We start from the raw sequence: 11,968 nt of genomic DNA, 5'->3' as shown, positions 1-11,968 counted from the left end.
TTCAGCCCAGCAGGCCGGCGCCGACGTTGATAGACAGGCCCAGGATCAGCATGTTGAACGCGAAGGAGATCACCGACTGCAGCAGGGTGACCTTACGCACCTCCGCTGCTCCGACCGCCACATCGGCGGTTTGCGACGCCACCGCGATGGTGAAGGAGAAGTAGGCGAAATCCAGGTAGGTCGGCTCGGTGAGGTTGCCGGGGAACAGCAGCGGCAAGGGATCCTGCTGCGCGCCCTGACGATAGAACTGGTGGGCATAGTGCATGGTGAAAGCGGTCGGCAGCAACAGCCAGGAGACCACCAGCGTGGCGCCGGTCAGCAGCAAATGCAGCGTTTTCAGCGAGCCGGCCACCTGTTTGGCGCTGCTCAATTCAAACAGGATCGCCAATAAGCTGACCAGACAACCGAGGCTGACCAGCGCCAGCACCATGCTGGCGCTTTCGTCTTGCCGCCGGGCTATCTGGCGAATGTGCTGCGGCGTGCTGATCAGCATCAGCCGCCAGAGAAACAGCAAATAGAGCCAGGCCAGCGTATTCCAGCCGATCATCAAGCGCTGCAGCAGCGAGAGCTGGGCTGGCAGCATCAGAAAGCACAGCAGCCCGGCGCCGACGGAAAACAGCAGCCTGGGCCGCACTTGCCAATAGTGTTTGAGCGAAGAGCGAATGTGCATGAAAAACGGATCCCTTATCGTGAAATGGCCAACGCGCTGTTCTCAGCATAGAAGAAGCGGCGCGCGGTTTCGGCTATTTTTAACGCTGACGGTTGGCATGAGCCTTTAATGTTGGTTACCCTAAGGCGGTGGTTTCCTACTGGCTATCGAGGCCAGTGTATTTTTGCGAGTTTCTCCCGTTAGGGACTGAGTTAGGACGACACGAATGAAAGATTTGAATGTAGTAGACGGCATCAACGGTGCCGGCGACTGGTTGGTGAAGAACCAGGATCTGTTGATCCAGTATGCGGTGAATATCGTCGCTGCCATCGTTATCCTGATTATCGGTTCGATCGTGGCGCGCGTGGTCGGCAATGCGCTGAACCGCGTAATGAAGCTGCGTGGCATCGACGCCACGGTGGCGGATTTCCTGTCGGCGATCGTGCGCTACGGCGTGCTGGCATTCACCTTCATCGCGGTGCTGGGGCGCGTCGGCGTGCAGACCACCTCGGTGATCGCCGTGCTGGGTGCCGCCGGTTTGGCCGTCGGTCTGGCGCTGCAAGGGTCGCTGTCCAACTTCGCCGCCGGCGTGCTGCTGGTGATCTTCCGTCCACTGCGTGTGGGTGAATATGTCGATTTGGGCGGCGTGGCCGGCACCGTCGATCAGGTGCAGATTTTCTCCACCACCCTGCGGACTTCCGACAACAAAACCATCGTGGTGCCGAACGGTAAAATCATCGCCGGCAACATCATCAACTACTCCCGCGAACCGAACCGCCGCGTGGATATCGTGGTGGGCGTGGCCTACAACGCCGATATCGACGTGGTGAAGAAGGTGCTGGGCGACGTGATCGCCGCCGACAAGCGCATCATGCACGCCAAAGGCGTGACCGTGCGTCTGAACGAGATGGCGCCATCGTCCCTGAACTTCGTGACCCGTTCCTGGACCACTAACGCGGAATACTGGAACGTGTACTTCGATCTGATGGAAAACTTCAAGCGCGCGCTGGATGCCCACAACATCGGCATTCCGTTCCCGCAGATGGACGTGCATCTGTATCGCACCGAAGACGCTTCCGCCAAGGCGGAATAACAGAGAAGGGGGCCTTGGCCCCCTTTTTTATTGCGGGCCGAGACGCTGCCAATGGCATCTCGGCCTTTTCTTTTCCGCGAGTTCAGACGCCGGCCGCCGGTTCGGTGAGCGGCGCGCGGCGACGCAGGCTGAGGCGATAAAGCAGGAAGATGGCGGCGGCGCCCAGCAGCGCCGGCAACGCCAGCCAGAGGAAGAACACTTCCGGCGATCCGGCTGCGGTCATCATCCAGGCGCCGAGCATCGAGCCGACAATTGAGCCGAAGCGGCCATTGGCCATGGCCCAGCTGACGCCGGTCACCCGGGCTGCGGTTGGGTAGAGGGTGGCGGAAACCAGATTCAGGCCGTTCTGTGCACCGGCCACGCCGAAGCCGATCAGGAACACAATGGCGGCCAGCGTGTAGGCGTCGCCCATCAGGTAACCGGTAACGCCAATCACCAGCGCGGCGCCCAGGTAGGAGACGGCCAGCACGCGGTAGGGCCCGATCCGGTCCATCAGCAGCGCCATGAGGATGGCGCCCAGAGTGCCGCCGAGCGGCACCATGGCTCCGATGCGCGAGGCGTGGACGATGTCGTAACCGGCGTCTTTGAGGAGAGTCGGCAGCCAGCTGGTGAGCAGATAGAACACAAACAGTGAACAGAAGAACGCCGCCCATAGCAGCAGGGTGCGCACGGCGCGGCCTTCGATAAACAGGTGTGATATCGGCGATTTGACCTGCGCCGGACGCTCGTCATCGACAATCGTCACACCGGCCCAACGCTGGCCGGTGATGCGCTCGACCACCCGGCGCAGCCGATCGGCGTGTTTGGCGCTGGCGGCCATAAAGCGCACCGACTCGGGCATCTGCCAGGCCAGCAGCGGCAGCAGCGCCAACGGCGCGATACCGCCGACCAGCAGCAGGCCGCGCCAGCCGAACGTCGGAATGATCTGCCCGGCCAGCAGGCCGCCCAGGGCCAACCCGGCGGTGAAGCCGCTCCAGCTCAGGGTGACCATCAACATGCGCCGGCGCGCCGGTGAGTATTCCGAGCTGAGAGTGATGCAGGTCGGTATCGCGCCCCCGAGGCCAATGCCGGTGATGAAGCGCAGCAGGGTCAGGGATTCGATCGAATGCGTATAGGCCGAAGCCAGGGTGCAGCCGCCAAACACCAGCACCGCGACGAGCAGCACGCGCTTGCGGCCGATGGCGTCGGCGAGCGGCCCGAACAGCAGGCTGCCGAGCAGCAGGCCGAACAACCCCGCACCGAAGGCGGGGGAGAGCTGCGCAGGCAGCAGATCCCACTCTTCGCGCAGCGCCGGGGCGATATAGCCGATGATGGCGGTATCGAAGCCGTCCAGCAGGGCGATGAGGAAACATAAGGTCAGGATCAGGATTTGGTAGGGTGAGATCCTGGCGCGATCGATGATTTCGCTGATGCGAGCGGTATCTGGGCTCATGAGGGTTCCACTGTTATTAAGCTGTTGTGGGCTGGCTGAGGGGCCGTTCAGGCCGCTGTGGCTGGCATCGCGTAGAAACCCGAGTATACACCAGAGGGGGGGCGTTGCGGGGAGAGGGAGTCGATGATCATCGCCCGCCGCAGGAGGTACCTGTGGCGGGCGCTTGGCAAGGTTATTTGGCCAACAGTTCCCGGCGCACGATCTCGGCGCCTGCACTTAAGGCATTCAGCTTGCCGCGGGCGACCTGACGAGGCAGAGGGGCCATGCCGCAGTTGGTCGACGGATAGAGCTTGTCGGCATCGACAAACTGCAGCGCCTTACGCAACGTAGCGGCCACTTCTTCAGGCGTCTCGACGGCATGATTCGCCACGTCAATGGCGCCGACCATCACCTTTTTACCGCGGATCAGTTCAAGCAGGTCCATAGGCACGTGCGAGTTATGGCATTCCAGCGAGATGATATCGATATTAGACGTTTGCAGTTTAGGAAACGCCTCTTCATATTGCCGCCACTCTGAACCCAGCGTCTTCTTCCAGTCGGTATTGGCTTTAATGCCGTACCCATAGCAGATATGCACCGCCGTTTCGCACTTCAGCCCTTCGATGGCCCTTTCCAGGGCGGCGATGCCCCAGTCATTCACTTCGTCAAAGAACACATTAAAGGCGGGCTCATCAAACTGAATGATGTCGACGCCGGCGGCCTCGAGCTCTTTGGCTTCCTGATTGAGGATCTTGGCGAATTCCCAGGCCAATTTTTCACGGCTTTTATAGTGGTTGTCATAGAGCGTGTCGATCATGGTCATCGGCCCCGGCAGGGCCCATTTAATCGGCTGCTTGGTCAGCTGGCGTAAAAATTTGGCGTCTTCAACGAAAACGGGCTTTTGACGCTCGACCGCACCCACCACGGTCGGAACACTTGCATCATAGCGATTACGGATTTTCACCACCTGGCGTTGCTCGAAATCGACGCCGCTGAGGTGCTCAATGAACGTCGTGACGAAATGCTGACGCGTTTGCTCGCCATCGCTGACGATGTCGATGCCGGCCAACTGTTGCTCCGCCAGCGATAAACGCAGGGCGTCCTGTTTCCCTTCGATTAATTCTTCATTCTGCAATTTCCAGGGCGACCACAGGGTTTCCGGTTGGGCCAGCCAGGAAGGTTTGGGCAAGCTGCCGGCGGTCGATGTAGGGAGCAATATTTTCATGATAGGTGACCTGTATTTAAGTGAATCAAAGCGCGTAGTGAGCAGACCACTGCTCAAGAATAGGCTTATAGGGTTTGATAAATTGCTCTTCCGTAAATTTCCCCTGCTCAATCGCTAACTGGCTACGCTCTTCGCGATCATAAACAATCTTGGTTAATGAATAGTCCTGGTTATTCAGGCTTGGCTGATAACATTGCCCCGCCGCCGAATTAGCATTGTAAATTTCAGGCCGATAGATTTTTTGGAAGGTCTCCATCGTGCTGATGGTGCCAATCAGCTCAAGGTCGGTGTAATCGCTCAGCAAATCACCGGGGAAATAAAAGGCCAGGGGCGCGACGCTATTTTTCGGCATGAAATAACGCACCTGCAGGCCCATTTTCTTGAAATACCGGTCGGTCAACGAAGCGCCGTCTTGGCGGTATTCGTCACCCAATACCGGGTGGTGATTGCCCGTCCGATGATAGGTGTCTTTGCTGGACACGCTGAGGCAGATCACCGGCGGTTTGCTAAAGTTTTCATGGTATGCCTTTGAATTGACGAAGTGCTTAAAGATATTGCCGTGCAAATCGCCGAAGTCATCCGGAATGTTGAACTCCGCTGCGTTTTGGTTATGCGCCGGCAGCAAGACGCTAAAATCATAATCACGCACGTAAGACGAGAAATTGTTCCCGACGATACCCTCGATACGCTTTTGCGTTTTTTTATCAATAATGTTGGTCTTCAGGATTTCGATCACCGGAAAGCTGGCGCCGTGATCTTCAATGCGCATCTCAACCGAGATGATTTCCAGCTCGACCGAATAACGATCGGCCTTGGGGTTATCCCAATGCGCCAACGTATTGAAGCGATTGTCAATCATCACCAACGTATTGCGCAGGTTCTCCCGGCGGTTTTCCCCTCTGGCCAAATTGGCAAAGTTGGTGGTGATACGCGTACTTTCAGAAGGGTTATAATCTTCATTGAAAGAACTGCTCTTAATCGTAAAGGTAAAGTCTTTATTCATCGTCTTATAGCATCCTGTTATATGATATGATGGCTGGTTTTATCTATTTTTATCAATTAGTTGTATTTATATTTTTTTATTCAGCCGCTTTCATATTGTCTGTCATTAATGAGGTCTATTTTTGCCAGAGTCCCGAGGGGAGTGAAAGAGACTTAATTTCATTACCACATGAGCCGCGTTCATGATCTGGCGCATCAGGCAGTTTTCCGCCGCGATCCGGCCGCGCAAACCGCCTGATGCGCCGAGGCGGCAAGCTGGTGCAGCCTGAAACATTACGGGTATAATCCCCACCATGACCCCACGGCTTCAGACACGAACATGACAAAACTCACCTTACAAGAGCAGATGCTCAAAGCGGGCTTGGTAACCAGCAAGAAAATGGCCAAAGTCCAAAGAACGGCTAAAAAATCACGCGTTCAGGCCCGTGAGGCCAGAGAGGCGGTGGAAGAGAATAAAAAGGCGCAGCTTGAACGCGATAAGCAGCTGAGCGAGCAGCAAAAGCAAGCCGCGCTGTCCAAAGAATACAAAGCGCAGGTGAAGCAACTGATCGAGATGAACCGCATCGTCCTGGCGAAAGGCGATATCGGTTTTAACTTCACCGACGGCAACCTGATCAAGAAAATCCTGGTGGATAAAGCGACCCAGACCCAGCTGATCAATGGCCGTCTTGCCATCGCACGCTTGGTGGTCGAGAACCGCGAAGAGTGTGAATACGCGATTATCCCCGCCAGCGTCGCCGATAAAATCGCGCAGCGCGATGCGGCCAGCATTGTGCTGCACAGCGCGCTGAGTCAGGAAGAGCAGGATGAAGACGATCCGTACGCCGACTTTAAAGTGCCCGACGATTTGATGTGGTAAGCCGCGTTCAGAACGGCGCGGCGTGACGAGCGGTTATCCGTTCTCCGCTGATGGGGTGCACAAAATCCAGTTCGCTGGCGTGCAGCATCAGCCGCGGCGTCTGTTCGGTGCCCGGTAGCAGGCGGCCGCCATACAGATCGCAGCCTAAAATAGGGTGGCCCAACTGCCGGCTGTGAATACGCAGCTGGTGGGTGCGCCCGGTCTCCGGGGTGAGCTGCACCCGCGTCAGCGGCAGCGATGTCCCATCCTCCGCGATACGATAAAAACGCTCGACGACCCGATAGCGGGAACGGGCGGGTTTGCCGTGAAGGGCGCAAATCGACATCAGCGGGAACAGCGCCGGATCTTTGGCGATCGCCGCGTCTATCACTCCTTCGTTATCCGCCAGATGGCCGCAGAGCAGCGCGCTGTACACTTTGCTGACGGTGCGTTCGCTGAACTGCCGGCAGAGCGCGGCGTTGACGGCCCTATTGCGGGCCACCACCATCAAGCCGGACGTGCCGAAATCCAGACGATGCACCAAAGTGCAGCCGGGGAAGATCTGCACCAGCCGATGGTGCACCGAATCGAGATTTTGCGGATTCTTGCCCGAAAGGCTGAGCAGCCCGGTCGGCTTATTGATCAGCGCCAGATGAGCGTCCTGATAGAGGATCTCTATCTGATCATGACATGGCGGGGCGATGAAGGTATCGATAATCGTAGACATCGTGCGGCCGGCTGGTGAGGGGGAGCGGATGATAGCGAATTTTTCGCCGATGGGCGAATTTGACGGCGCAATCCCGCCGGTTGGAGTATTAGCGCTTCTGATACTTGATTAGAAACATCAATTTCACCTAATGATCGCTTCCTCGTATGATGCGCGTGTTGACCGATTCGCGCCCTCGTCCGGCGCCTTTTATCATTCGAGGAATCCCCATGTTATCCGTCTTCCTGCAGGGTTTTGCCCTGAGCGCCGCCATGATCCTGCCGCTGGGCCCGCAGAACGTATTCGTGATGAATCAGGGCATTCGGCGCCAGTACCATTTAATGATCGCCGCGCTGTGCGCGTTGAGCGATATCGTGCTGATCTGCGCCGGCATCTTCGGCGGCAGCGCATTGCTGACCCGTTCGCCGCTGCTGCTGGCGCTGGTGACCTGGGGCGGGGTGGCGTTTCTGCTGTGGTACGGCTGGGGCGCGTTCCGTTCCGCCTTCAGTCCGCAGCCGGCGCAGGCTGCGGCGCAAGAGCTGGCGCAGAGCCGCTGGCGCATCGTGGTCACCATGCTGGCGGTCACCTGGCTGAACCCGCACGTTTATCTGGACACCTTCGTGGTGCTCGGCAGCCTGGGTGGGCAGCTGACGGCGGACGTGCGTTCCTGGTTTGCGCTCGGCGCGGTCAGCGCATCGGTCGTGTGGTTCTTCGGGCTGGCGCTGTTGGCCTCCTGGCTGGCGCCCTGGCTGAACACGCAGCGGGCGCAGCGCATCATCAATGCGCTGGTCGGGCTGGTGATGTGGGGCATCGCGCTGCAGCTGGCCTGGCAGGGGGCAAATTTATAAGAATTTGTCACTAATCCGAATTCAAAACGCCGCGCGATATGCTACGTTTGATGCCAGGAATCCGGCGGTTCTCACGGGGAAAAGCCGGCGATCAGAGACAGCCTGTCATTAAGGAGACACTGTGAAGCTAAAAGCATTGGCTATGGCCGCAATGGTCGGATTAGGGACGTTACCGATGGCGCTGCAGGCGGCCGAAGTGCCTGAAGGGCCGCATGTCGTCACCTCCGGCACCGCCAGCGTGGACGCCACGCCGGACATCGCCACCCTGGCGATCGAAGTGAGCGTTTCCTCCAAAGACGCCGCTCAGGCGAAGAAGCAGGTGGATGAGCGCGTGGCGCAGTACTTTGATTTCCTGCAGAAAAATAACATCGAGAAGAAAGACATCAGCGCCGCCAACCTGCGCACCCAGCCGGAATACGACTACCTGAAAACCGGCGAGTCGGTGCTGAAGGGCTACCGTGCGGTGCGCCAGGTGCAGGTGACGCTGCGCCAGTTGGACAAGCTGAACGAGCTGCTGGACGGCGCGTTGAAATCCGGCCTGAACGAGATCCGTGCGGTGGAGTTGGGCGTCGCCAAGCCGGACGTGTATCGCGAACAGGCACGGCAAAAAGCGATCGAGAACGCGACTCAACAGGCCGAATCCCTGGCCAAAGGCTTCCACGCCAAGCTGGGGCCGGTGTACAGCATTCGCTATCGGGTCGCCAACTACCAGCCGATGCCGGTGGCGCGGATGTATAAGGCGGCCGGTGCGGCGGCGGAAAGTGATGCGGCGCAGACCTATGAACAGCAAAGCATTCACTTCGACGATCAGGTGGATGTGGTGTTCGAGCTGCAGCGCAACGCCGCGCAGTAAGGGTGTGGTATTGAAGAAAAGGTTCGCTGTGGCGAACCTTTTTTCGTTTTAATCCTGGCGCAGCACCTGGTGACCGTGTTCCAGCAACGCATCGGTCACTTTACGCATCATGCGGCTTTCCGGCGCGAAGCGGTGCCAGTACAGCATGCGGCGCTGGTACAGCCCCGGCGTCAGGTCGATCAGTTCACCGGATTCCAGCTCCTTTTCGATCTGCAGATGCGGGATCATACAGCAGGTGGTGCCCTGGCGTGCCAGCTGCACGAAGGCTTCCGATGAGTTCACGATGTGGCAGGGCACGCTGCCCGGCGACAGATCGAAGTTCTGCTGCAGGAACGCCTGGTGCATGTCGTCGAGATGGTCGAAGGCCACCGCCGGTGCTTTCAGCAGCGCGGAACGGGTGACGCCGTTGGGGAAGTAGCGCTCGGCGAAGCCGCTGGAGGCCACGAACAGGTAGTCCAGCGCCCCCAGCCGATCCACCAGGCAGCTCGGCAGCGGCTGCGGCTGAATACTCACCGCCCCCACCACTTCACCGCGGCGCAACCGCTCTTGGGTGCGGGTTTCATCTTCCACCTGCAGATTCAGACGAATGGGGGAGTCCGCCAGCACCGGTTTCAGCGCCGGCAGCAGCCAGGTCGCCAGACTGTCGGCGTTGACCGCCAGCGACAGCAGCAGTGGCGTATCGACGCCGGTGTCGTTGCCCAGCCACTCTTCTTCCAGCAGCTCCACCTGATGCAGCAACGCCAGCAGCTTTTGCCCTTGTTCGGTCGGGCGCGGCGGCACGGTGCGGACCAGCAGCGGCTGGCCGAACAGGTTTTCCAGCTGTTTGATGCGTTGGGATACCGCCGATTGCGTGATGCAGAGTTTTTGAGCGGCGCGCTCGAAGCCGCGCTCACGGATCACCGCGTCCAGCGCTTGCAGCGTACGATAGTCTGGGCGTTTCATCGGAAAGATATCCCTTAAATTAGAATGATACCGGCACTATGCCACATTTTGCGCGCGGCGCAGGTGGAAAAATCACGCCACCAACTCGCCGCAAAGCGGGTAAAAATGCGGGATGCGGTAAATAAGTGTGATCCTGCCGGCGTGAAAAACAGCGTTTTACCCTATAATACGCACACGTTTTCGTACAGAGGCAAGGGACATATTATGACGCAGGACGAACTGAAAAAAGCGGTAGGCTGGGCGGCGCTGGAATACGTAACGCCGGGCACCATTGTCGGGGTTGGCACCGGCTCGACCGCTTCCCACTTTATTGACGCGCTGGGCTCCATCAAGCACCAGATTGAAGGCGCGGTGTCCAGCTCCGACGCCTCCACCGCCAAGCTGAAAAGCCTCGGCATCCACGTATTCGACAGCAATGAAGTGGACTCGCTCGATATCTACGTGGACGGCGCGGACGAAATCAATGGCCATATGCAGATGATCAAGGGCGGCGGCGCAGCGCTGACGCGCGAGAAGATCATCGCCGCCATCGCCAAGAAATTCATCTGCATCGTCGACGCCAGCAAACAGGTAGACGTGTTGGGCAAGTTCCCGCTGCCGGTGGAAGTGATCCCGATGGCACGTTCTTACGTGGCGCGCGAGCTGGTGAAACTGGGCGGCCTGCCGGAGTATCGCCAAAACGTGGTGACCGACAACGGCAACGTGATCCTGGACGTGCATAACCTGAGCATCACCGACGCCATCGCGCTGGAGAACAAGATCAACGGCATCGCCGGCGTGGTGACCGTTGGGCTGTTCGCCAACCGCGGCGCGGACGTGGCGCTGGTCGGCACGTCGGAAGGCGTGAAAGTGGTCAAATAAGCCGCCATGGCCTGTGGCCCGGTCATGCCGGGCCGCAAAATTTCTTCGGTTAAAATATCTTTTCTGAAAAGCGGCAAATTTGGTGACTTATGTCACATTGTGAAAACTGACTCCCCAAAGCTTCTGCCGAAAACTTTCCCTATGGCATTTTCTGCCAGAAACCGCCAGGAACGCTGCGCCTTGTCCTGCCGGGCAGGCAATCGTTTGTATTGCCGCCCGCGTTATTTTTGTTATGTTGGATGGGAGCTGTGTCGCAACAGCCGCTTCTGAAGTCTGAACATAGGGTCGGGTAAATGGCAAAAGTATCATTGGAGAAAGACAGGATTAAATTCCTGTTGGTGGAAGGGGTTCATCAGAGCACGGTAGACAATCTGCGTGCCGCCGGTTATACCAACATCGAATACCACAAGGGTGCGTTAGACACCGAATCGCTGAAGGCCTCCATCCGCGATGCGCACTTCGTCGGCATCCGATCGCGCACGCATCTGACCGAAGAGGTCTTCGCCGCCGCAGAAAAGCTGGTGGCGGTGGGCTGCTTCTGTATCGGCACCAACCAGGTTGATCTGAACGCAGCGACCAAGCGCGGTATTCCGGTCTTCAACGCCCCGTTCTCCAATACCCGATCCGTGGCCGAAATGGTGCTGGGCGAGCTGTTGTTGATGCTGCGCGGCATTCCGGCCGCCAACGCCAAGGCGCACCGCGGCGTGTGGCACAAACTGGCCGTGGGCTCTTACGAGGCGCGCGGCAAAAAATTGGGCATCATCGGCTACGGTCATATCGGCACCCAGCTGGGCATTCTGGCCGAAGGGCTGGGCATGAAGGTGTTCTTCTACGATATCGAGAACAAGCTGCCGCTGGGTAATGCGCAACAGGTGCGTCATCTGTCCGATCTGCTCAATATGAGCGACGTGGTAACGCTGCACGTGCCGGAAACGCTGGCCACCAAGAATATGATGGGTGCAGAAGAGCTGGCGCTGATGAAACCGGGTGCCATTCTGATCAACGCCTCGCGCGGCACTGTGGTGGATATCCCCGCGCTGTGCGATGCGTTGGCCAGCAATCATCTGGCGGGGGCGGCGATCGACGTCTTCCCGGAAGAACCGGCGACCAACAGCGATCCGTTCAACTCGCCGCTGTGTGAGTTCGACAACGTGCTGCTGACGCCGCACATCGGCGGCTCAACTCAGGAAGCGCAAGAGAACATCGGCGACGAAGTGGCCGGCAAACTGGCGAAGTATTCCGACAACGGGTCGACGCTGTCGGCGGTCAACTTCCCGGAAGTGTCGCTGCCGGCGCATGGCCCGAACGCCAGCCGCCTGCTGCACATTCATGAAAACCGTCCGGGCGTGCTGACGCAGATTAACCAGATCTTCGCCGAAGAGGGGGTTAACATCGCCGCGCAGTACCTGCAAACCGGGCCGGAAATCGGCTATGTGGTGATCGATATCGAAGCGGAAACCGCGCGCGCCGACGCCGCGCTGCAGCGCATGAAGGCCATCGACGGCACCATTCGCGCCCGTCTGCTGTTCTGATTCGGCGG

The 11,968-nt window shown here is 58.6% G+C and carries 12 protein-coding genes; 6 read left to right on the top strand and 6 right to left on the bottom strand.

The window, feature by feature from the left end:
* Position 1: 1 nt before the first annotated feature.
* Positions 2-670, bottom strand: a complete 669-nt coding sequence (locus tag AAIE04_RS22350) for a DUF1345 domain-containing protein (protein ID WP_498577698.1) — start codon at positions 668-670, stop codon at positions 2-4.
* A 205-nt stretch (positions 671-875) separates the two neighbouring features.
* Between AAIE04_RS22350 and mscS the strand changes: the two genes are divergently transcribed.
* Positions 876-1,742, top strand: coding sequence for a small-conductance mechanosensitive channel MscS (gene mscS / locus AAIE04_RS22345; RefSeq protein ID WP_019455618.1), 867 nt, complete (start codon positions 876-878; stop codon positions 1,740-1,742).
* Between the two features lie 82 nt (positions 1,743-1,824).
* On the opposite strand, the gene AAIE04_RS22340 is transcribed toward mscS, so the two are convergent.
* From AAIE04_RS22340 to AAIE04_RS22330, 3 genes are all read right to left on the bottom strand, one after another.
* The gene (locus tag AAIE04_RS22340; RefSeq protein WP_019455619.1) at positions 1,825-3,174 is read right to left on the bottom strand and encodes an MFS transporter; all 1,350 of its coding nucleotides are present in this window, start codon (positions 3,172-3,174) and stop codon (positions 1,825-1,827) included.
* A gap of 172 nt (positions 3,175-3,346) precedes the next feature.
* Complete coding sequence (locus AAIE04_RS22335) at positions 3,347-4,378, bottom strand: methionine synthase (RefSeq protein WP_025160207.1); 1,032 nt, start codon at positions 4,376-4,378, stop codon at positions 3,347-3,349.
* A gap of 25 nt (positions 4,379-4,403) precedes the next feature.
* Positions 4,404-5,381 (bottom strand): DUF1852 domain-containing protein, encoded by a 978-nt coding sequence (locus AAIE04_RS22330; RefSeq protein ID WP_019455621.1) that lies wholly within the window; start codon positions 5,379-5,381, stop codon positions 4,404-4,406.
* Positions 5,382-5,699: 318 nt separating this feature from the next.
* Between AAIE04_RS22330 and AAIE04_RS22325 the strand changes: the two genes are divergently transcribed.
* Positions 5,700-6,239, top strand: coding sequence for a DUF2058 domain-containing protein (locus AAIE04_RS22325; protein ID WP_025160208.1), 540 nt, complete (start codon positions 5,700-5,702; stop codon positions 6,237-6,239).
* Positions 6,240-6,246: 7 nt separating this feature from the next.
* Here AAIE04_RS22325 and AAIE04_RS22320 read toward each other — a convergent pair whose 3' ends face one another.
* Positions 6,247-6,945 (bottom strand): RluA family pseudouridine synthase, encoded by a 699-nt coding sequence (locus AAIE04_RS22320; RefSeq protein ID WP_498577697.1) that lies wholly within the window; start codon positions 6,943-6,945, stop codon positions 6,247-6,249.
* Positions 6,946-7,154: 209 nt separating this feature from the next.
* Between AAIE04_RS22320 and argO the strand changes: the two genes are divergently transcribed.
* Positions 7,155-7,772 carry an arginine exporter ArgO gene (gene argO, locus AAIE04_RS22315; RefSeq protein WP_019455623.1) on the top strand — a complete coding sequence of 206 codons (618 nt, stop codon included), beginning with the start codon at positions 7,155-7,157 and terminating at the stop codon, positions 7,770-7,772.
* A 121-nt stretch (positions 7,773-7,893) separates the two neighbouring features.
* Positions 7,894-8,625, top strand: coding sequence for an oxidative stress defense protein (locus tag AAIE04_RS22310; RefSeq protein WP_025160209.1), 732 nt, complete (start codon positions 7,894-7,896; stop codon positions 8,623-8,625).
* A 48-nt stretch (positions 8,626-8,673) separates the two neighbouring features.
* On the opposite strand, the gene AAIE04_RS22305 is transcribed toward AAIE04_RS22310, so the two are convergent.
* Positions 8,674-9,567, bottom strand: coding sequence for a LysR family transcriptional regulator ArgP (locus AAIE04_RS22305; RefSeq protein ID WP_019455625.1), 894 nt, complete (start codon positions 9,565-9,567; stop codon positions 8,674-8,676).
* 204 nt (positions 9,568-9,771) lie between these two features.
* Here AAIE04_RS22305 and rpiA point away from each other — a divergent pair, with 204 nt between their 5' ends.
* Together rpiA and serA are read left to right on the top strand one after the other, a co-directional pair.
* On the top strand, positions 9,772-10,428 hold the full coding sequence (rpiA, locus tag AAIE04_RS22300) for a ribose-5-phosphate isomerase RpiA (protein WP_019455626.1): 657 nt from the start codon (positions 9,772-9,774) through the stop codon (positions 10,426-10,428).
* A 293-nt stretch (positions 10,429-10,721) separates the two neighbouring features.
* Positions 10,722-11,960 (top strand): phosphoglycerate dehydrogenase, encoded by a 1,239-nt coding sequence (gene serA / locus AAIE04_RS22295; RefSeq protein WP_025160210.1) that lies wholly within the window; start codon positions 10,722-10,724, stop codon positions 11,958-11,960.
* Positions 11,961-11,968: the final 8 nt, after the last annotated feature.

The organism is Serratia sp. Ae19-1, from assembly GCF_059801225.1.
Note: the sequence above shows the minus strand (reverse complement) of the source record. Positions and strands in the feature narration are given on the sequence as shown.

Excerpts from the sequence above, each read along its gene's own strand:
- AAIE04_RS22350 (WP_498577698.1), bottom strand. The coding sequence starts at position 670 with ATGCACATTCGCTCTTCGCTCAAACACTATTGGCAAGTGCGGCCCAGG.
- mscS (WP_019455618.1), top strand. The coding sequence starts at position 876 with ATGAAAGATTTGAATGTAGTAGACGGCATCAACGGTGCCGGCGACTGG.
- AAIE04_RS22340 (WP_019455619.1), bottom strand. The coding sequence starts at position 3,174 with ATGAGCCCAGATACCGCTCGCATCAGCGAAATCATCGATCGCGCCAGG.
- AAIE04_RS22335 (WP_025160207.1), bottom strand. The coding sequence starts at position 4,378 with ATGAAAATATTGCTCCCTACATCGACCGCCGGCAGCTTGCCCAAACCT.
- AAIE04_RS22330 (WP_019455621.1), bottom strand. The coding sequence starts at position 5,381 with ATGAATAAAGACTTTACCTTTACGATTAAGAGCAGTTCTTTCAATGAA.
- AAIE04_RS22325 (WP_025160208.1), top strand. The coding sequence starts at position 5,700 with ATGACAAAACTCACCTTACAAGAGCAGATGCTCAAAGCGGGCTTGGTA.
- AAIE04_RS22320 (WP_498577697.1), bottom strand. The coding sequence starts at position 6,945 with ATGTCTACGATTATCGATACCTTCATCGCCCCGCCATGTCATGATCAG.
- argO (WP_019455623.1), top strand. The coding sequence starts at position 7,155 with ATGTTATCCGTCTTCCTGCAGGGTTTTGCCCTGAGCGCCGCCATGATC.
- AAIE04_RS22305 (WP_019455625.1), bottom strand. The coding sequence starts at position 9,567 with ATGAAACGCCCAGACTATCGTACGCTGCAAGCGCTGGACGCGGTGATC.
- rpiA (WP_019455626.1), top strand. The coding sequence starts at position 9,772 with ATGACGCAGGACGAACTGAAAAAAGCGGTAGGCTGGGCGGCGCTGGAA.
- serA (WP_025160210.1), top strand. The coding sequence starts at position 10,722 with ATGGCAAAAGTATCATTGGAGAAAGACAGGATTAAATTCCTGTTGGTG.